We start from the raw sequence: 19,839 nt of genomic DNA, 5'->3' as shown, positions 1-19,839 counted from the left end.
TGTGCGCGGCGGTCACAGGCGCTTGACCCCCTTGATGCGACCGGCCCGCGCGGTGCGCGCCCTGGCGGTCTTCAGGCGGAGTCCGCCGCGCTGGTTGCCGATGCGCAGGCCCGTGCCGGAGGAGAGCCAGCCCGCGGTGACGTCGGTCGCCTTGCCGGCGCCGGGCGAGGAATCGGCGAGCGGATCGTTCTCGGCGCGTCTGGCCAGGGCGATGATGAACGGGACGGTGAACGGCGCGAGGAGCAGATCGTAGAGCGCGGCCGTGAACAGCAGGCTGCCGATGCCCACATGGCGGGCGGCGGTGTCACCGACGAGGGCTCCGACGACCGCGTAGAGCAGGGTCGAGCCGACAGCCGCAGCGACGACCACGACCATCGGGCCGAAGGCCGACCTGAGTTGGCCGTTGTCCGGCTTGGCGAGACCGACGAGGTAGCCGACGACGCACAGCACGAGGGCGTAGCGCCCGGCGGCGTGGTCGGCGGGCGGCGCGAGGTCCGCGAGCAGACCCGCGCCGAACCCGATGAACGCGCCGCCGACGTGGCCGTACACGAGGGCGAGGCCGACGACGGTCAGGAGCACGAGGTCCGGCACGGCGCCGGGCAGTTGGAGACGGGCGAGTACGCACACCTGGACCACCAGGGCGACGATCACCAGGGGGGCGGAGAGCAGCAACCGGTTGAAGCGCATGAGATCCAGCTCCTACTGCTCGTCGATGCCGTTGGCGTCGGCCGGGGTCCCGGACGGCGTGGCCGTGACGGTGACGGTGGGCGTCGGCTTGGGCTTGGCCGGCTTGGACGGCAGCACCTCGTCGCGCGGATCGGTGCGCGGGGCCTGCACGACCACGCCGACGACGTCGAGCTTGGTGAATCCGACGTACGGCTTCACATAGATCGTCCGGGTCAGGTCGCCGCCGGACGGATCGACGCGCACCACCTGCCCCACCGGCACGCCGGGCACGAACGGCTTGTCGGCCTGGGACCCGAAGGTCACCAGACGGTCGCCCTTCTTGATCTCGGCCTTGCCGTTGAGGAGCTGTACGCGCAGCGGGCGGTCGCCCTGTCCGGAGGCGAAGCCGAGCTCGTCGGTGCGCTCCATGCGGGTGCCGACGGTGAAGTCGGGGTCGTTGGCGAGCAGGACGGTCGCGGTGTTCGGTCCGACGGTGGTGACGCGCCCCACGAGCCCGTCCCCGTTCAGGACGGTCATGTCGCGCTTGAGGCCGTCGTTGGCACCGGCGTCGATGGTGACGGTCCAGGAGAAACCCTGGGCTGCTCCTATGGCGATGACCTGGGCCCCCTTGATGCCGTACTGCCCTGCGCCGGCCGTCTTCAGCATGGAGTCGAGCTGGCGGATCTTGCTTCGGTTGCGGTCGTCGCTGCCGAGTTTCGCCTTCAAGGCGGCGTTCTCGCGCTCCAGTTCGCTGACGCGGTTGTGCCGCTCACCGGAGTCCTTGACGGCAGCTATGGCGTTGCCGATCGGGTCGACTGCGCTGGAGACGCCGTTCTCCACGGGGCCGAAGACCGTGGCGGCGGCCCGGCGGGCACCGTCGACCGGCGAGTCCTCCCCACCGCGGATGTCCACCGTGATCAGTGCGAACGCGATGGCGATCAGCAGCACCAGGAGCAGCCGGCTCTCTCGTGTGTCCCTCACGTGCGGCGGCCGTGCCTTCCTCAATCGGATTCTGCGGAAACCCTGAGGTACCGCAGGTTATGGGGAATTCTTACGCCTTGCCTATATATCAACGATCCGCCGTACGAAGTGGCAGGCACTCGTACGGCGGACGTCTCGCGTCAGGTCATCTGCGCGGCTGGGCGTCCAGCACCTGCTGGAGCGCTTCGAACTCCTCGACACACTTGCCGGAGCCGAGCGCCACGCTGTCGAGGGGGTCCTCGGCGATGTGGATCGGCATGCCGGTCTCACGGCGCAGCCGCTCGTCGAGGCCGCGCAGCAGGGCGCCGCCGCCGGTGAGCACGATGCCCCGGTCCATGACGTCGCCCGACAGCTCGGGCGGGCACTTGTCCAGGGTCGTCTTGACGGCGTCGACGATCGCGTTGACCGGTTCCTCGATCGCCTTGCGCACCTCGGCGGCCGAGATGACGACGGTCTTCGGAAGTCCGGACACGAGGTCGCGCCCGCGGATTTCGGTGTGTTCGTCGGAGTCGAGGTCGTACGCGGAGCCAATCGTGATCTTGATCTGCTCGGCAGTCCGCTCACCAAGAAGCAGCGAGTACTCCTTCTTGATGTGCTGGATGATCGCGTTGTCCAGCTCGTCCCCGGCGACCCGGATGGACTGTGCTGTGACGATTCCGCCGAGCGAGATCACCGCGACCTCGGTGGTGCCGCCGCCGATGTCGACCACCATGTTGCCCGTGGCCTCGTGGACCGGGAGGCCGGAGCCGATGGCCGCGGCCATGGGCTCCTCGATGATGTGCACCTGGCGGGCACCGGCCTGCGAGGAGGCCTCGATGACCGCGCGGCGCTCGACTCCGGTGATGCCGGAGGGCACACACACCACGACACGGGGACGAGCGAGGTAGCGCCGCTTGTGGATCTTCAGGATGAAGTAGCGGAGCATACGCTCGGTGATCTCGAAGTCGGCGATCACGCCGTCCTTCAGCGGTCGCACGGCGACGATGTTGCCGGGCGTGCGGCCGATCATCTTCTTGGCTTCGGCACCGACGGCGAGGATGCCGCCGGTGTTGGTGTTGATCGCGACGACGGACGGCTCGTTGAGTACGATCCCGCGACCCCTGACGTACACCAGCGTGTTGGCGGTCCCGAGGTCGACAGCCATGTCACGGCCGATGAACGACATTGAGTTCCCCATCAGGATTCGTCTGGCCTTCCCAAGTGGAGCGTTTGATGGCTTGTTAGGTAGGCGAGGTGGGTGCGAGTGGCGTGGAGGCTTACATCGTAGTCTCGCCTGCACGAACACGGCGCGAGGGTCTTCGCCATTGTCAGCAGATGAATCCCCGCTCCGCTATTGGGGACGTGCCGACGGAGTGTCGCGTTCCCCCGATGGGGGCGCATATGCCAAAAGGCGGCCGAATTTCTCCGGCCGCCCCTGTTCAGCAGCGCTCCGTCACTGACGCGGCGTCAGAAAAAGAACTTTACGGTCTCACGGACCGGACTACACCTGTCCAGGGAAGAAGATCTTCAGCTCGCGCTCGGCCGACTCCTCCGAGTCCGAGGCGTGGATCAGGTTCTCGCGCACGATGGTGCCGAAGTCGCCGCGGATGGAGCCGGGCGCGGCGGCGATCGGGTCGGTCGGGCCGGCCAGCTGACGCACACCCTCGATGACCCGCTCGCCCTCGACGACGAGAGCGACCACGGGCCCGGACGCCATGAAGGCGACCAGCGGCTCGTAGAAGGGCTTGCCCTTGTGCTCGCCGTAGTGCTGCTCCAGGGTGTCCTGGTCCAGGTTCCGCAGCTCCAGCGCGCTGATCGTCCAGCCGGCCTTGCGCTCGATGCGGCCGATGATCTCGCCGACGAGTCCGCGGCGGACGGCGTCGGGCTTGAGAAGGACAAGGGTGCGCTGACTCATGGTGCGGCTCCAAAATCTTCGTGGGATGCCCGCACGATACCGGGCACGGCTACGCGGTGTTACTTCCGGCCTCGGCCTGGGCGGCCCACCTGGCCTTGGCCTCGTCGATCCTGCGGCCGAAGTGAACAGAGGCCCACCAGAGCCCGGCGAAGCAGAGACCCAGGATGAACATCATCGGCACGACGAACCCGCTGGCGACGAGCGCCGCTTGAAGCACCCACCCCAGCTCGATGCCGCCGCGCCGCCCGAGCGCCCCGCACAGCAGCACGGACAGCAGCATGGCGACCCCGCACACGCCCCACACGACGCCGCCCGAGAGGTCGCGGTCCTTCATGGCGACGAGCCCGGCGAAGCCGATGACGAAGAACTCACCGATCAGGGTCGATGAACACAGCACGCGCACGGCGGATCAGCCCTTCCCCAACAGCAGCCGGGCCTCGCCGACAGTGATCACGGAGCCGGTGACGAGCACGCCGCCGCCGGAGAACTCGCCCTCTTCCTCGGCCAGCGTGATGGCGGCCTCGAGAGCGTCGTCGAGGCGGGGCTCGACCTGCACGCGCTCGTCCCCGAAAACCTCGACCGCGATGGCGGCGAGCTCGTCGGCGCCCATCGCGCGGTGGCTGGAGTTCTGGGTGACGACGACCTCGGCGAAGATCGGCTCGAAGGCCTCGAGCACCCCGCGCACGTTCTTGTCGCCGCTCGCTCCCACGACACCCACCAGCCGGCTGAAGTCGAAGACCTCACTGATGGCTTCGGCGGTGACGCGGGCGCCGGCGGGGTTGTGCGCGGCGTCGAGCACGACGGTGGGCGAACGCCTCACGACCTCGAGCCGGCCGGGCGAGGTGGCGCCGGCGAAGGCCTTGCGGACGGTGTCCAGGTCGAGGAGCCGGGCCTGCTGGGCCCCGATCCCGAAGAAGGCCTCGACGGCGGCCAGCGCGACGGCCGCGTTGTGCGCCTGGTGGGCACCGTGCAGCGGAAGGAAGATCCCGTCGTACTCGCCACCGAGCCCGCGCAGGGTCAGCAGCTGCCCGCCCACGGCGACCTGGCGGGAGACGACGCCGAACTCGAGCCCTTCGCGGGCCACGGTCGCGTCCACGTCGACGGCCTTCTTCAGGAGCACCTGAGCGGCGTCGACGGGCTGCTGCGCCATGATCACCGTGGCGCCCTGCTTGATGATCCCGGCCTTCTCCTGGGCGATCTCACCCGGGGTGGAGCCCAGCCGGTCCGTGTGATCCAGATCGATGGGCGTCACGACGGCGACCGACGCGTCGATCACATTGGTGGCGTCCCAGCTGCCGCCCATCCCGACCTCGACGACGGCGGCATCGACCGGCGCGTCGGCGAAGGCGGCGTACGCCATCCCCGTGAGCACCTCGAAAAAGGAAAGCCGGAATTCCTCTTTCTGGTCGACCATCTCCACGTACGGGGCAATGTCCCGATAGGTCTCGATGAACCGCTCGTAGTCGATCGGCGCGCCGTCGAGACTGATGCGCTCGGTGATCGACTGGACGTGCGGCGACGTATAACGCCCCGTACGCAACTCGAATGCGCCGAGAAGCGCCTCGATCATGCGGGCCGTGGACGTCTTGCCGTTCGTCCCCGTGATGTGGATCGAGGGATAGGCGCGCTGCGGGTCGCCGAGCACGTCCATCAGAGCGGCGATGCGCGAGACGGAGGGCTCCAGCTTGGTCTCGCCCCACCGCCCCGCGAGCTCGGTCTCGACCTCTCGCAGGGCCTCTGCCACCTCGGGGTCCTGCGGCCGCGCGGGCACGCCGTCCCCCTGCGGAGCACCCCCCTGCGTGCGGAGGGTACGACTGCCGGCCTCGATCAGTGCCAGATCGGGGTCACGCTCGGTCTCGGCGTCCACGATGTCGTCGAAGCCGTCGGATTCGCCGCTGTCGCGCGGGGGGAGCTCACTCACACAAGCCAGTCTACGGAGAACCGCCGGCGCGGCCCGGCCCGCACCCCACCCGGCAGGTTATGGACTTTCGGCCCGTCCGTTTCGGGACCTTGGTCCCTCCGGACCACAGCATCGCCCTGCAAACTTGGCGATCATGGACATAGGCATCGATCTCGGCACCGCCAACACTCTTCTCTACGTACGGGGCAAGGGGATCGTGCTCAATGAGCCCTCGGTAGTGGCGCTGAAACAGAACAAGACGACCGTCGCCGTGGGCACGGAGGCCAAGGAGATGCTCGGCCGGACCCCGGGGTCCATCACCACGATCCGTCCCCTTCGCGACGGTGTGATCAGCGACTACGAGGCGGCGGAGGAGATGCTCCGCCACTTCGTCCGCAAGGCGGTCCCGGGCCGCCGCCCCAGGACCCGCATGGTCATCTGTGTCCCCAGCGGAGTCACCCCGGTGGAGCGCCGGGCGATCGTCCACGCGGCACAGCGGGCCGGGGCCCGGGCGGTCCACGTCATCGAGGAGCCCATGGCCGCGGCGATCGGCGCGGGCCTCCCGGTGGCCGAGGCGCGCGGCTCGATGGTGGTGGACATCGGCGGCGGCACCACGGAGGTCGCGGTGATCTCGCTGGGCGGCATCGTCACCGCACAGTCCCTACGTGTTGGGGGCGACCGCATGGACGTCGCGATCACGGACCACGTGCGCAAGGAACACGGCCTGCTGATCGGCGAACGCACCGCAGAGGCGGTCAAACTGGCCATCGGCTCCGCGGCCCCGGCCGAGGAACTCTCCGAAACCGGCACCTTCACGGTACGAGGCCGCCAGCGACTGGCAGGCCTCCCCCACACCGCAACGCTCACCACCCAGGAGATCCGGGAAGCCCTCAACTCCCCCGTCGAAGCGATCGTCTCGGCACTCAGGGCGACCCTCGAGGAGTGCCCGCCGGAGCTCTCCGGTGACGTCATGGAGCACGGCATCGTGCTGACGGGCGGCGGCGCGCTGCTTCCGGGCCTGGACCTGCGCATGACCGAGGCCACAGGTATCCCGGTCTTCCCGGCCGAGGCCCCGCTGGACAGCGTGGCGCTGGGCTGCGGCAAGTGCGCGGAGGACTTCGACTCGCTCCAGCGCCTGCTCACGGCGGCGTAAGTGGCCCGAACGGAAAGGTGCGTGGGGGCCACAAAGGGCTGACCCGAACCGGGGACGCCGGGAGACCCCCCGGCGCGGTGCGCCCCCACCCCCGTACCGGGAAGGTCCAATCGAACCATGTGGTACGCACACAACCCCGGCCGCCGCGCACTCCAACTCCTGGGCGACGGCGCCGCCCTGCTGTGGATCGCGCTGTGGGCAGCGGCGGCGCTGGCGGCGCACCAGCTGGCACAGCTGGCATCCCAGCCTGCCCAGCGCCGCCCCCGTATCCCGCTCCTCGGCAGCTCGGTGGACGGAGCGCTGCGGGGCGTGGCCCACGCGGGCGACCGGATCGTGAGCGCGGCACCGGCCCCGCAGGGCCCCGCGGCCGCGCAGGCGCTCGCGGTCCTGGGCGCGGTGGCGCTCTTCGTGATCCCGGTGGGCCTGATGCTCACGGTGTGGCTGCCCCGCCGCATCCGCTGGACGCGCCAGGCTGCGGCAGCGCAGGAGCTGGCCTCGACGGAGGACGGCCGTGAACTGCTGGCGCTGAGAGCGCTGTTGCGCCCGCTGGACGAACTGGCGGCGACGGCGGAACTACTCCCGGCCGCGCCCGGCGGAACCCCGGACCAGGACCCGGACCCGGGCGTGGACCCGGACCTGGACCTGGACGTCCCCCCGGATCCCGGCCCCGGCTCCCTCGCGAAGGGCTGGCGAGAGGCGGACCCTGTGGTCCTGGACGCGTTGGCGGACGCGGAGCTGCAACGCCTGGGGCTGCGCGCATGAAGCCCCTGCGTACATAAGGCTCCAGGCACCCGGAGAAACGCGAAGGCCCCCCGGAACCAAGAGGATCCCGGGGGGCCTTCATCACACATCAGGCACGTCGGACGCGTCAGGCCTGAGGCAACCGCTCCAACTGCTGCTGGATACGGGCGATGTCCTCGTCCGCCTTGGCGAGGCGCCCGCGGATCTTGTCGACGACGGCGTCCGGCGCCTTCGCGAGGAACGCCTCGTTGCCGAGCTTGCCCGTGGCCTGGGCCTTCTCCTTCTCGGCGGCGGCCAGATCCTTGGCGAGCCGCTTGCGCTCGGCCGCCACATCGATCGTGCCGGACAGGTCGAGCGCGACCTGCGCACCGGCGACCGGCAGAGTCGCGGTGGCCGAGAACGCGTCGCCCTCGGGCTGCAGCCGCAGAAGCTGCCGGATGGCGGCCTCGTGCGGGGCGAGCGCGGTGCCCCCGAGGTCGAGCCGGGCCGGCACGCGCTGACCGGGCTGCAGGCCCTGGTCGGCACGGAAGCGCCGGACCTCGGTGATGACCTGCTGAAGCGTCTCGATCTCGCTCTCGGCGGCGGCGTCACGGAAGCCGCTGTCCTTGGGCCACTCGGCGATCACGAGCGTCTCGCCACCCGTCAGTGTCGTCCACAGCGTCTCGGTGACGAACGGGACGATCGGGTGCAGCAGACGCAGCGTCACATCGAGGACCTCGCCGAGCACGCGGCCGGAGACCTTCGCCTGCTCGCCGCCCTCGAAGAACGTCGTCTTCGACAGCTCGACGTACCAGTCGAAGACCTCGTCCCACGCGAAGTGGTAGAGGGCGTCGGAGAGCTTGGCGAACTGGAAGTCGTCGTAGAAGGCGTCGACTTCGGCGACCGTCTTGTTGAGCCGGGACAGGATCCAGCGGTCGGTCGCCGTCATCTCCTCCGGCGCCGGCAGCGGGCCCTCGACCGTCGCGCCGTTCATCAGCGCGAAGCGCGTCGCGTTCCAGATCTTGTTGGCGAAGTTACGGGAGGCCTGGACCCAGTCCTCGCCGATCGGCACGTCGGCACCCGGGTTGGCACCGCGGGCCAGCGTGAACCGCACCGCGTCCGATCCGTACGCGTTCATCCAGTCGATCGGGTCGACCGCGTTCGGGTTCGACTTCGACATCTTCTTGCCGAACTCGTCGCGGACGAGACCGGTGAGGGCGACGGTCTTGAACGGGACCTGGTCCTCCATGGCGTACAGGCCGAACATCATCATCCGGACGACCCAGAAGAAGATGATGTCGTGGCCGGTCAGCAGGACGTCGGTCGAGTAGAACTTCTCGAGGTCCGGGGTCTTCTCCGGCCAGCCGAGCGTGGAGAACGGCCACAGGCCGGACGAGAACCAGGTGTCGAGGACGTCCTCGTCCTGGGTCCAGCCCTCGGCCTCCGTGCCGGGGATCGGGTCGTCGGGGCCGACGCACACGACTTCGCCGTTCGGCCCGTACCAGACGGGGATCCGGTGGCCCCACCACAACTGGCGTGAGATGCACCAGTCGTTGAGGTTGTCGACCCAGTCGAAGTAGCGCTTCTCCATGTCCTTCGGGTGGAGCGCGACGCGCCCGTCGCGGACCGCGTCACCGGCGGCCTGGGCGAGCGTGTCGACCTTGACCCACCACTGCAGCGACAGGCGCGGCTCGACGGTGGTCTTGCAGCGCGAGCAGTGGCCGACGGAGTGGACGTACGGGCGCTTCTCGGCGACGACGCGGCCCTGCTCGCGCAGGGCGGCGACGATCGCGGAACGCGCCTCGAAGCGGTCGAGGCCCTGGAAGGGACCGTGCACGGTGATGACACCGCGCTCGTCCATGATCGTCATGGACTCCAGGTCGTGCCGCTGGCCGATCGCGAAGTCGTTCGGGTCGTGCGCGGGCGTCACCTTGACGGCGCCGGTGCCGAACTCGGGGTCGACGTGCGTGTCGGCGACGACCGGGATGGTCCGGTCGGTGAGCGGCAGCTTGATGCGCCTGCCGATCAGGTGCGCGTACCGCTCGTCGTCGGGGTGCACGGCGACGGCGGTGTCACCGAGCATCGTCTCGACGCGGGTCGTGGCGACGACCACGGTCTCGTCGCCCTCGCCGTACTTCAGCGAGACGAGCTCGCCGTCGTCGTCCTGGTAGTCGACCTCGATGTCCGAGATCGCCGTGAGACAGCGCGGGCACCAGTTGATGATGCGCTCGGCGCGGTAGATGAGCCCGTCGTCGTACAGGTTCTTGAAGATGGTCTGGACGGCCTTCGACAGACCCTCGTCCATCGTGAAGCGCTCACGCGACCAGTCGAGGCCCGCGCCGAGGCGGCGCAGCTGGCCGAGGATCCGGCCGCCGTACTCGTCCTTCCACTGCCACACGCGGTCGGTGAACGCCTCGCGGCCCAGGTCCTGGCGGGACTTGCCCTCCTCGGCGAGCTGCTGCTCGACCTTGTTCTGGGTCGCGATGCCGGCGTGGTCCATGCCGGGCAGCCACAGCGTCTCGTAACCCTGCATGCGCTTGCGGCGTGTGAGGGCGTCCATGAGCGTGACCTGGAAGGCGTGGCCCAGGTGGAGCGCGCCCGTGACGTTCGGCGGGGGGATGACGATCGTGTACGGCTCCTTCTCACTGTTCGCGTCAGCGGTGAAGTAACCCCGGTCTACCCAGCGCTCGTACAGCGCCCCCTCTACCTCGGCCGGCGCGTACTGGGTCGGCAGTTCGGTGGTGGGCGCTGGATTCTGCTGCTGAGTGTTCTCGGTCACGGGCCCAGTTTAGAGGCGCGGCAGGGGTGCCCCGAAACCGGATTCCCGCGCGACGTGGCGGCCGCCCCGGCCGTCTGGCACAACCTTTCAACAACATGGCACCGATACGGCCCTGGGTTCCCCACACACGGTCGCCTTCCGCCAGGATGTTCGGAACGCATAAGCATCGGGAGGGAACCCCAGAAATGAGCTACAACCAGCCGGGCCCGTACGGCGGGCAGCAGCCTCAGCAGCCCGGACCTTACGGCCAGCAGCAGCCGGGCCCCTACGGCCAGCAGCCCCCGGCCGCGCCCCAGCCCGGCTACGGCTACCCGCAGCAGGCCCCGCAGGGCGTGCCGCCGCAGCAGCCCCCGTACGGCCAGCCGCAGCAGCCGTACGGCCAGCCCGGCGGCTACAGCCAGCCCCAGCAGCCGGGCCCCTACGGCCAGCAGCCCCAGGCCCCCTACGGGCAGGTCCCTCCGCCCCCCGGCCCGCCCCAGGGCGGCAAGAAGAAGACGGGCCTGATCATCGGCGCGGTGGCCGTGGTCGCGGCGATCGGCGTGGGCGCGTACTTCATGTTCGGCGGGGGCGGCTCGTCCGTGGCGGACGACGGCCCGCACAAGCTGACGACGCCGGCGACGGTGATGGGCGACTACAAGCGCATGGGCGAGGACAAGGGCGCCCAGGACGCCACCTCGGGCGACGCCAAGGTCCTCGCGGAGAGCGGGGTCACGAACGCGAAGGCCGTCAGCGCCATCTACTCGACGATCGACGTCAGCAACCCTGCCGCGCAGCCGTCGGCGGCGGATGTCGCCACGTCGAAGGCGGTGTCCTTCATGGGCATCTACGGCAAGGTGAAGGACCCCGAGGCGGCGATCGACTCCACGCTCGCCGGCATGAAGAAGGAGCAGGCGAAGAAGTCGGAGCCGACCATGACCTTCATCGGCGACGCGAAGACGGTCGAGCCGGACGGCCTCGACGGCGCAGTGATGAAGTGTCAGCAGGCGCAGGCCAAGAACATCGCGACAGGCAAGGTCGACACCCAGTACATGTGCCTGTGGGCGGACTACAGCACGATCGGCATGGGCGTCCCGGCAGCAGGCGGCAAGGGCGTCGGTCTCGACGACTCCGCGAAGGTCACCGCCGACCTCCGCAAGGAAGTCCGCGTCGCGGAGTGACCCTCCGTACCTGCGGGGGTAATTGAGGGGCGCCCGGCGATCTGATCGCCGGGCGCCCCTCAGTCTTGTCGTACCTGCCGCCTACGCGGACTTCTGCTCCCCCGTACCCCCGCCCCGCGCCTCCCGCGGGATCAGGGTCGGGTTCACGTTCGAGTGGACGGCCTCTGCCGTGATGACGACGCGGGCCACGTCCTTGCGGGACGGGACCTCGTACATCACGGACTGGAGGACTTCCTCCATGATCGCGCGCAGGCCGCGCGCGCCGGTGCGGCGCAGGATGGCCTGGTCGGCGATGGCCTCCAGGGCCTCGCGCTCGAAGTCCAGCTCCACGCCGTCGAGTTCGAAGAGGCGCTGGTACTGCTTCACCAGGGCGTTGCGCGGCTCCAGGAGGATCTGGAGGAGCGCCTCGCGGTCCAGGTTGTGGACCGAGGTGATGACGGGGAGACGGCCGATGAACTCGGGGATCATCCCGAACTTCACCAGGTCCTCCGGCATGACCTCCCGGAACTGGTCCTTCTCCTCCAGCTCGCGCTTGGAGTGGATCGTCGCGCCGAAGCCGATGCCCTTGGCACCCGCCCGCGATTCGATGATCTTCTCCAGGCCGGCGAACGCGCCGCCCACGATGAACAGCACGTTCGTCGTGTCGATCTGGATGAATTCCTGATGGGGGTGCTTGCGGCCGCCCTGGGGCGGGACGGAAGCCGTGGTCCCTTCGAGGATCTTGAGCAGGGCCTGCTGGACGCCCTCACCGGACACATCGCGCGTGATCGACGGGTTCTCGCTCTTACGGGCGACCTTGTCGATCTCGTCGATGTAGATGATCCCGGTCTCGGCCTTCTTGACGTCGTAGTCGGCCGCCTGGATCAGCTTCAGGAGGATGTTCTCGACGTCCTCGCCCACATAGCCGGCCTCCGTGAGCGCCGTCGCGTCGGCGATGGCGAACGGAACGTTCAGCATGCGGGCCAGGGTCTGGGCCAGGAGGGTCTTGCCCGAGCCCGTGGGGCCCAGGAGCAGGATGTTGGACTTCGACAGCTCGATCGCGTCGTCGCGTCCCTGGGCTCCACCGTTCTCACCGGCCTGGACCCGCTTGTAATGGTTGTACACAGCGACCGAGAGGGCTTTCTTCGCGGCCTCCTGGCCGACGACATAGCCCTCGAGGAACTCGTAGATCTCGCGAGGCTTGGGAAGTTCTTCCCAGCGGACCTCGCTCGTCTCCGCGAGCTCTTCCTCGATGATCTCGTTGCAGAGGTCGATGCACTCGTCGCAGATGTACACACCGGGGCCTGCGATGAGCTTCTTGACCTGCTTCTGGCTCTTTCCGCAGAACGAGCACTTGAGCAGATCGCCGCCGTCACCGATGCGTGCCACGAGGTGCTTCCCCTTCGCCTGGGAGACGCTCGCGTAAGCGACTCCTGGTGCCTGTATCCGACGGTACCTTGCCGGGCCCCCCGTTCGGGCCCCCCTTGGCACGGTTCACTTTGACGTGAACCGTGCCAAGGAGCGGCAGACGATACAGCGGAACGTCACGCGATAGCGTCGCTGTTCATCTTCCGGGTGGAGATGATCTGGTCGATCAGGCCGTACGCCAGGGCGTCCTCAGCCGTAAGGATCTTGTCGCGCTCGATGTCGTCGCGGATCTTCTCGATCGGCGTCGTGGAGTGCTTGGCCAGCATCTCCTCGAGCTGCTCACGCATCCGGAGGATCTCGTTCGCAGCGATCTCCAGGTCGGAGAGCTGCTCACGGCCGGTGCCACCGGAGGGCTGGTGGATCAGCACGCGGGCGTTCGGCAGGGCCATGCGCTTGCCCGGCGTACCGGCGGCGAGGAGCACGGCGGCCGCGGAGGACGCCTGACCCATGCAGACCGTCTGGATGTCCGGCTTCACGAACTGCATCGTGTCGTAGATGGCCGTGAGCGCCGTGAAGGAGCCGCCGGGGCTGTTGATGTAGATGGAGATGTCACGGTCCGGGTCCATCGACTCCAGGCACAGGAGCTGCGCCATGACGTCGTTGGCGGACGCGTCGTCGATCTGCACGCCGAGGAAGATCACGCGCTCCTCGAAGAGCTTCGCGTACGGGTCGTACTCACGCACGCCCTGCGAGGTGCGCTCGACGAAGCGCGGGATCACGTAGCGGTTGTCGACCTGCGGGCCGGTGTACAGGCCGCTGCCGGGGATGTTGTTCATGGTCGGTGTTCCGTCCTGGTGAGGTGGGCTTGGATGACCGCGTAACCGGGGTTTCAGGCCCCGGTGCCGCCGCCGCCCGGAACACCCGTAGCGGCACTGATGATCTCGTCGATGAGGCCGTACGCCTTGGCCTCTTCGGCGGTGTACCAGCGGTCGCGGTCACCGTCACGGATGATCGTCTCGACGGTCTGCCCGGAGTGCCGGGCCGTGATCTCCGCCATGCGCTTCTTCGTACGCAGCAGGTACTCGGCCTGGATCTTGACGTCCGAAGCCGTACCGCCGATGCCGGCGGAACCCTGGTGCATCAGGATGTCCGTGTTCGGAAGGGCGAAGCGCTTGCCCGGGGTGCCGCCCGTCAGCAGGAACTGGCCCATGGAGGCGGCCATGCCCATGCCGATGGTGACGACGTCGTTCTGGATGTACTGCATGGTGTCGTAGACCGCCATGCCGGCCGTCACAGAACCGCCGGGGCTGTTGATGTAGAGGTAGATGTCCTTGGCCTGGTCGGCAGCGGCCAGGAGGAGCATCTGGGCAGTGATCTTGTTGGCGATCTCGTCGTCGACCTGCTGGCCTAGGAAGATGATGCGGTCGTTGAGCAGTCGGCTGTAGACCTGGTCGCCGAGGCCACCACCGAGGGACGGCTCACCGGCGGCGGAAGGCATCAGATTCGTCACGTATCCACCTGCTCGTCTCTGACGGCAACGCGCCGTCTCGCGTCTTATCCGGAGGGCCGGAAACCCACACCTGCGCACCACCCTTCGGCGGCGGCTGCGGGGACTCATCTGCCCTCGTATTCATGGACCCTAACGCGCGGGTCCCTTCGGTGAATCCCGCAAGGGGAACTGTTCGCTGTGAGCGCATGTTGCGCCCCGTCAGGGGCGCGGGGAACTGCGCGACAGCCCCCGCCGGGCAGCACCGGGAGCGAAGCGGGAAAGGGGCGGGCCCCCAGGGTGCCGCGAGGCGGCGTCCTGGGGGCCCGTGAAGCGTGCGGAGCCGGGATCGGCTCAGGCCTCGTTCTTCTCCTCGGCGTCGGCGGAGCCGTCCGCCTCGACGGTCTCGCCGGCGGCAGCCGACTCGTCCTCGTCGTCCTCGAGGTCGACGATCTCGCCGTTCGTGTCCTTGACCGTGGCGGCCTCGACGACGACCGCGAGCGCCTTGCCGCGGGCGACCTCGCCGACCAGCATCGGGACCTGGCCGCCTTCGACGACGGCCTGGGCGAACTGGTCGGGGGACATGCCGGAGGACTGCGCGCGCCGCATGAGGTGCTCGGTGAGCTCCTCCTGGTTGACGTTCAGCTTCTCCTTGTTGACGAGCTCGTCGAGGACGAACTGCGTCTTGATGCCCTTGACGGCCTGCTCGGCGGTCTCGGCGTCGAACTCCTCGACCGTCTTGCCCTGGATCTCGAGGTACTTCTCGAGGTCGAGGCCCATCTGGCCGAGCTGGTGGTGCTCGAGGTTGTGCTTGCGGGTCTTGACCTCGTCCTCGAGCAGCTTCTCGGGAACGGGGACCTCGACCAGCTCGAGCAGCTTCTCCAGGACGCGCTCCTGGGCCTGCGTGGCCTGGTCGTACTGCTTCATGTTCTCGAGGCGCTTGCGGCTGTCGGCCTTCAGCTCGTCGAGGGTGTCGAACTCGGAGGAGAGCTGCGCGAACTCGTCGTCCAGGGACGGCAGTTCACGAGCGGCGACCTGGGTGACCTTGACGGTGACCTCGGCCTCCTTGCCCTCGGCGGAGCCGCCCTTGAGCTCGGAGGTGAAGGTGGCCTCGCCACCGGCCTCCAGGCCCTTCACGGCCTCGTCGATGCCCTCGAGGAGCTCGCCGGAGCCGATCGTGTACGAGACGCCGGACGCGACGCCGTCCTCGAGCACCTCGCCGTCGACCTTGGCCTCGAGGTCGATCGTGACGACGTCGCCGTCCTCCGCGGCCCGCTCGACCGGGGAGGTGGAGGCGAAGCGCTCACGGAGCTGCTCCACCGACTTGTCGACGTCCTCGTCGCTGACCTCGATGGCGTCGACCTCGACCTCGATGCCGGAGTAGTCCGGAATCACGATCTCGGGACGGATGTCGACCTCGGCGGTGAAGTTCAGCGTCTCGCCGTCCTTCAGCTCCGTGATGTCGACCTCGGGCTGGCCCAGCACGTTGAGCTCGGCCTCGTTGACCGCTTCGGTGTAGAACTTCGGAAGCGCGTCGTTGACGGCCTCCTCAAGCACCGCACCGCGGCCGAACCGCTGGTCGATGACGCGGGCAGGGATCTTGCCCTTGCGGAAGCCCTTCACCGTGACCTGCTGGTTGATCTTCTTGTACGCCGCGTCGAGGCTGTCCTTGAGCTCCTCGAAGGGCACCTCGATGCTGAGCCGAACCCGGGTCGGGTTCAGGGTCTCCACGGCGCTCTTCACGGTTCGGTCTCCTTGGGGGCTGACTTCTGGGTTCCTGCCCGGTTAAGAGACACACGGGCACGCAGCTTGCATAGTAACGGCAAGCCGGAGCCGTCCCACAACGCGATCTTGAGGAGCCGTTCAACCGCTTGAGACGCTGCTGTTGCGACGCTGGTCGGGGTGGCGGGATTTGAACCCACGGCCTTCCGCTCCCAAAGCGGACGCGCTACCAAGCTGCGCCACACCCCGTCGGTGCGACACGTAGGGTACATGCACGCGGCCGGTGCGGCTCCCGCATTACGAGCGGTGTGAATGCGGTGTGCGGCGAGGGTCCGGGACCCGCTACGATGCTTCCCGTTGCCGCGGTCACCGACCTGCGGCGCGAAGTGTGCGGGCGTAGCTCAATGGTAGAGCCCTAGTCTTCCAAACTAGCTACGCGGGTTCGATTCCCGTCGCCCGCTCTTTGGCCCCGGGCCCGGTTCCCATGAACCGGGCCCGGGGTTTTTCACGTCCTGGGCCGGACAGACTCCAGAGCGGTCAGAACTGGATCGAGTTGATCGTGTCCGCTATCGAGTTCAGGAACCTCTGGATGTCGTCGGCCATTCCGGTCGAGGCCAGGAAGAACCCGAACAGGACCGCCACCACGGCAGGTCCGGCCTTGATCGACCCTCCCCGGATCAGCACCACGAGAATGATCGCCAACAGCAGTACCACTGACAGCGAAATGGCCACACTGATCACACCCTAGGTCGGTCCGCTCTCCCGGCCCGGGGGGTACGACCCCGCACACCCCCGCCAGAACCATCGTGCCACCAACACGGCCTCCGTATGCGGCGGGTGACGCATCGTCGGCCACTCCCCTGCGGCGGCGCGCCGGCCCCGCACCCTTGGGGCACATGATCAGCGCGTGTTCCCCGGGCAATTTCGCGGGTCCCCGTGGCCGGTAATTCGTCCTGATCGTTTCCATGCACACACAGCACGTCCACACCGCGGGCACGCGGGGTCACGCATGTGTTGTTCGTCGTTAATTCGAATTGTCGCGGGGGCCACATCCGAGGTGGTCGAGTGCGGCCGATATGCGCTATTTAATCAGGATGAGAGTGGTCATAACGGACTCATCTGGATGCCTCCCGAAGTCCCGCAGGAAGACCTGCGAAAACTTCGCCATCGCTATGCCGACTTCTCCGAATCCGGGGTATGCGCGCGGTAAGGAGGATTTGACGTGAGGGTTTTACGAAATACCGCGGGCGCCGCTAAGGTGCCTCAGATGTTCCGCGCTGCCCCCACCCGAGCCCCGCTCCCTGCGGCACAGACGGCCCCCGCCCATCAGCCACCGAATACGGCAGCCGCTCCCCCCACACCGGCCGCCAAGCCCGCGAAACAGCGGGACGCGTTCTTCGACAACGCCAAGTACCTGGCCATCGTGCTGGTCGCGATGGGCCACTCCTGGGAACCGCTGACGGATCACAGCCGCGCCGCCGAGGCGCTCTACATGACCGTCTACACGTTCCACATGCCGGCGTTCATCGTCATCTCCGGCTACTTCTCCCGCAGCTTCGACATGCGGCCCGACCGGCTCCGGCGGCTCATCACCGGGGTCGCGGTGCCGTACGTGATCTTCGAGGTCGCGTACACCTTCTTCAAGCGCTGGGCGGACGACGATCCGACGCAGCCCTTCAGCCTGCTCGACCCCTGGTATCTGACCTGGTTCCTGGTCGCCCTGTTCGTGTGGCGGCTCACCACCCCGCTGTGGAAGATCGTCCGCTGGCCGGTACCGCTCGCGGTCGCCATCGCCGTACTCGCCTCCGTCTCCCCCGACATCGGCGACGACCTCGACCTCCAGCGCGTCCTGCAGTTCCTCCCCTTCTTCGTACTCGGCCTGTTCCTGAAGCCCGAGCACTTCCAGCTGGTGCGCCGGCGTGAGGTGCGGATCCTGTCCGTGCCGATCTTCGCGGTGGCCCTGGTGCTGGCCTACTGGGCCGCTCCGCGGATGACGTCGGCGTGGTTCTACCACCGCGACAGCGCGCAGGAGCTGGGCGCGCCGTGGTGGGCCGGTGCCGTGATGACGTTCGCGCTCTTCGGCTGCTCGGTCGTCCTCACCGCATGCTTCTTCGCGTGGGTGCCACGGCGGAAGATGTGGTTCACCGTGCTGGGCGCGGGGACGCTGTACGGCTACCTGCTGCACGGCTTCATCGCGAAGGGTTCGCGGTTCTGGGGCTGGTTCGACGACTACGCCTGGCTGCACAAGCCGCTGGGCGAGGTGTTCGTGACGGTCGTCGCGGCCTCTCTGATCACGGTCCTGTGCACTCCCCCGGTCCAGCGCATGTTCCGGTTCGCGATGGAGCCGAAGATGGAATGGGCGTTCAAGAAGGACGCGGCCGAGGTGGCCCGGGATCGTGGGCGGGCCCGCGCCTGAGGGTGCCGCCGCCGTTCGTCGGGTGCGCGGGTGCGGGTGCGTGAGGGCTTGTCGCGTAGTTCCCCGCACCCCTTTGTAGGGGCGCGGGGAACTACGGGGTTTCGTCGATACCCAGCAAGGCCCTCATCCCCGCGTACTTCCTCGTCAGTCGGTCTCTCGTCGGTGCGTCCAGAGCCGCCAGGCGGGTGGGGTCGGCGTTGTGGGCCAGGTCCGACTGCTTCACCAGCAGCGCGCCAGGAGTGGCCAGAATTCGTTGCGCGTAGGCCTCTTGAGGTTCTCCGGGGCGCTTGGTGAGGGCGAGGACGACGGCCTTCGTGCGGTCCGTGAGGTCCGCCGCGGCCAGCCACTGCGGGGACAGGGCGTCGTCCTCGATCGCGTCGTGCAGCCAGGCCGCCGCGATCTGCTCTTCGTCGCCGCCCCGGGCGCGTACACCTTCGGCGACCGCCTCCAGGTGTTCCGCGTAGGGGCGTCCGGCCTTGTCCGTCTGGGTGACGTGGGCCCCGCGTGCCAGGGCCTCCACCTCGGCGAGGGTCAGCATGCGGCCGACCCTACGGCCTGCGCAGGGCCGCCCGGGCCGGGAGCACAGTCGCGTCCAGGCCGGGAACCAGGACGGACCCGGCGAAGGAGCCGTACACGAACGGCGGGACGTACGGGGACTGCCCCGTCAGGCCGGCGGGCGAGGCCGTTGGGCATCACCAGGCGGCCGCTCCCGCGTAGGCGGGGGCCGTCAGGGTCGTCATGCGGGCGGCGATCGCCTGCGCACAGGCGCCGTGCAGCTGGTCCACGATCCGGCCGTCGGCGAGGAACAGGACGCGGTCGGCGCAGGCCGCGGCGGCCGGGTCGTGGGTGACCATGACGACGGTGGCGCCCATGCTGTCGACGGCCGTGCGCAGAAGTCCCAGGATGTCGGCGGCCGTTGTCGTGTCGAGGGCCCCGGTGGGCTCGTCGGCGAAGACGACGTCGGGGCGCGTGATCAGGGCGCGGGCGATGGCGACGCGCTGCTGCTGGCCGCCGGAGAGCTGGCCCGGCCGCCGCTTGCCCTTGTCGCCCAGGCCGACCTGGGCGAGGACCTCGGCGGCGCGGCGGCGGTCGGGGCGGCGGCCCGCGAGGCGCATGGGCAGGACGACGTTCTGCTCGACGGTGAGCGAGGGCAGCAGGTTGAACGCCTGGAAGACGAAGCCGAGGCGGGTGCGGCGCAGGGCGGTGAGTTTGTTCTCGCTCATGCCGGTGATGAGGGTGCCGCCGAGGCGGACGGTGCCGTCGGTGGGGCGGTCGAGGCCGGCCGCGCACTGCAGGAACGTGGACTTGCCGGAGCCGGAGGGGCCCATGACCGCCGTGAAGCTGCCACGGGGCAGGGCGAGGTCGATGCCGCGCAGGGCGTGCACGGCGCCGCTGCCGCGGCCGTACTGACGGCGGACGCCGCGCAGGTCGACGGCCCACCTGTCGTCACGCGGTGCCTCGTCGTGCCGCTTCGTGCCCAGGCCCATGGTCGCCCTCTCGTACGGTGCCGGATTCGATGTCCCGAACGTACGGATGGAGGGGCCTTGCCGACCATGAGGGCCGCTGGCGAAACCGGGGTGGGGAGAACCCCACCCCGGACCACGGAAATGGTTTGGTA

Annotated in this window: 18 protein-coding genes and 2 tRNA genes; 5 read left to right on the top strand and 15 right to left on the bottom strand. The window is 68.7% G+C overall.

The window, feature by feature from the left end:
- Positions 1 to 12: 12 nt before the first annotated feature.
- From mreD to folC, 6 genes are all read right to left on the bottom strand, one after another.
- A complete protein-coding gene (gene mreD / locus CG723_RS16870; RefSeq protein ID WP_100594215.1) occupies positions 13 to 687 on the bottom strand; it encodes a rod shape-determining protein MreD in 675 nt (224 codons plus the stop codon).
- Between the two features lie 12 nt (positions 688 to 699).
- Positions 700 to 1,647, bottom strand: coding sequence for a rod shape-determining protein MreC (gene mreC, locus CG723_RS16865; RefSeq protein WP_100594214.1), 948 nt, complete (start codon positions 1,645 to 1,647; stop codon positions 700 to 702).
- A 145-nt stretch (positions 1,648 to 1,792) separates the two neighbouring features.
- The gene (locus CG723_RS16860; protein WP_059131610.1) at positions 1,793 to 2,812 is read right to left on the bottom strand and encodes a rod shape-determining protein; all 1,020 of its coding nucleotides are present in this window, start codon (positions 2,810 to 2,812) and stop codon (positions 1,793 to 1,795) included.
- 315 nt (positions 2,813 to 3,127) lie between these two features.
- Positions 3,128 to 3,541 carry a nucleoside-diphosphate kinase gene (ndk, locus tag CG723_RS16855; RefSeq protein ID WP_100594213.1) on the bottom strand — a complete coding sequence of 138 codons (414 nt, stop codon included), beginning with the start codon at positions 3,539 to 3,541 and terminating at the stop codon, positions 3,128 to 3,130.
- Positions 3,542 to 3,590: 49 nt separating this feature from the next.
- Positions 3,591 to 3,944 carry a DUF4233 domain-containing protein gene (locus CG723_RS16850; RefSeq protein ID WP_100594212.1) on the bottom strand — a complete coding sequence of 118 codons (354 nt, stop codon included), beginning with the start codon at positions 3,942 to 3,944 and terminating at the stop codon, positions 3,591 to 3,593.
- Between the two features lie 6 nt (positions 3,945 to 3,950).
- A complete protein-coding gene (folC, locus tag CG723_RS16845; protein ID WP_100594211.1) occupies positions 3,951 to 5,462 on the bottom strand; it encodes a bifunctional tetrahydrofolate synthase/dihydrofolate synthase in 1,512 nt (503 codons plus the stop codon).
- Positions 5,463 to 5,595: 133 nt separating this feature from the next.
- Here folC and CG723_RS16840 point away from each other — a divergent pair, with 133 nt between their 5' ends.
- The gene (locus CG723_RS16840) at positions 5,596 to 6,594 is read left to right on the top strand and encodes a rod shape-determining protein (protein ID WP_100594210.1); all 999 of its coding nucleotides are present in this window, start codon (positions 5,596 to 5,598) and stop codon (positions 6,592 to 6,594) included.
- A gap of 117 nt (positions 6,595 to 6,711) precedes the next feature.
- Positions 6,712 to 7,356, top strand: a complete 645-nt coding sequence (locus CG723_RS16835; RefSeq protein WP_100594209.1) for a hypothetical protein — start codon at positions 6,712 to 6,714, stop codon at positions 7,354 to 7,356.
- 106 nt (positions 7,357 to 7,462) lie between these two features.
- On the opposite strand, the gene CG723_RS16830 is transcribed toward CG723_RS16835, so the two are convergent.
- On the bottom strand, positions 7,463 to 10,093 hold the full coding sequence (locus CG723_RS16830) for a valine--tRNA ligase (protein ID WP_100594208.1): 2,631 nt from the start codon (positions 10,091 to 10,093) through the stop codon (positions 7,463 to 7,465).
- Between the two features lie 185 nt (positions 10,094 to 10,278).
- Between CG723_RS16830 and CG723_RS16825 the strand changes: the two genes are divergently transcribed.
- Positions 10,279 to 11,250 (top strand): hypothetical protein, encoded by a 972-nt coding sequence (locus CG723_RS16825; RefSeq protein ID WP_100594207.1) that lies wholly within the window; start codon positions 10,279 to 10,281, stop codon positions 11,248 to 11,250.
- 81 nt (positions 11,251 to 11,331) lie between these two features.
- On the opposite strand, the gene clpX is transcribed toward CG723_RS16825, so the two are convergent.
- The 5 genes from clpX to CG723_RS16800 form a co-directional block, all read right to left on the bottom strand.
- Entirely contained in the window at positions 11,332 to 12,618 is a 1,287-nt protein-coding gene (clpX, locus tag CG723_RS16820; protein WP_100594206.1) for an ATP-dependent Clp protease ATP-binding subunit ClpX, read from the bottom strand.
- Between the two features lie 155 nt (positions 12,619 to 12,773).
- The gene (locus CG723_RS16815) at positions 12,774 to 13,433 is read right to left on the bottom strand and encodes an ATP-dependent Clp protease proteolytic subunit (protein WP_100594205.1); all 660 of its coding nucleotides are present in this window, start codon (positions 13,431 to 13,433) and stop codon (positions 12,774 to 12,776) included.
- 53 nt (positions 13,434 to 13,486) lie between these two features.
- Entirely contained in the window at positions 13,487 to 14,095 is a 609-nt protein-coding gene (locus CG723_RS16810) for an ATP-dependent Clp protease proteolytic subunit (RefSeq protein WP_100594331.1), read from the bottom strand.
- A gap of 342 nt (positions 14,096 to 14,437) precedes the next feature.
- Complete coding sequence (tig, locus tag CG723_RS16805; protein WP_100594204.1) at positions 14,438 to 15,826, bottom strand: trigger factor; 1,389 nt, start codon at positions 15,824 to 15,826, stop codon at positions 14,438 to 14,440.
- Between the two features lie 151 nt (positions 15,827 to 15,977).
- A tRNA-Pro gene (locus tag CG723_RS16800) sits at positions 15,978 to 16,054 on the bottom strand.
- Between the two features lie 141 nt (positions 16,055 to 16,195).
- On the opposite strand from CG723_RS16800, the gene CG723_RS16795 reads away from it, so the two are divergent.
- Positions 16,196 to 16,266, top strand: a tRNA-Gly gene (locus tag CG723_RS16795).
- Between the two features lie 76 nt (positions 16,267 to 16,342).
- Here the strand turns inward: CG723_RS16795 and CG723_RS16790 are convergent.
- Entirely contained in the window at positions 16,343 to 16,537 is a 195-nt protein-coding gene (locus CG723_RS16790) for a hypothetical protein (RefSeq protein ID WP_100594330.1), read from the bottom strand.
- A gap of 535 nt (positions 16,538 to 17,072) precedes the next feature.
- Here CG723_RS16790 and CG723_RS16785 point away from each other — a divergent pair.
- On the top strand, positions 17,073 to 18,221 hold the full coding sequence (locus CG723_RS16785; protein ID WP_100594203.1) for an acyltransferase family protein: 1,149 nt from the start codon (positions 17,073 to 17,075) through the stop codon (positions 18,219 to 18,221).
- A gap of 91 nt (positions 18,222 to 18,312) precedes the next feature.
- Here the strand turns inward: CG723_RS16785 and CG723_RS16780 are convergent, their stop codons facing one another.
- Together CG723_RS16780 and CG723_RS16775 are read right to left on the bottom strand one after the other, a co-directional pair.
- Complete coding sequence (locus tag CG723_RS16780) at positions 18,313 to 18,759, bottom strand: HD domain-containing protein (RefSeq protein ID WP_100594202.1); 447 nt, start codon at positions 18,757 to 18,759, stop codon at positions 18,313 to 18,315.
- Positions 18,760 to 18,913: 154 nt separating this feature from the next.
- The gene (locus tag CG723_RS16775) at positions 18,914 to 19,708 is read right to left on the bottom strand and encodes an ABC transporter ATP-binding protein (RefSeq protein ID WP_100594201.1); all 795 of its coding nucleotides are present in this window, start codon (positions 19,706 to 19,708) and stop codon (positions 18,914 to 18,916) included.
- Between the last annotated feature and the right edge of the window lie 131 nt (positions 19,709 to 19,839).

The organism is Streptomyces sp. CB01635 (assembly GCF_002803065.1).
Classification (GTDB): domain Bacteria; phylum Actinomycetota; class Actinomycetes; order Streptomycetales; family Streptomycetaceae; genus Streptomyces.
This window is presented reverse-complemented; position numbering and strand designations above follow the sequence as displayed.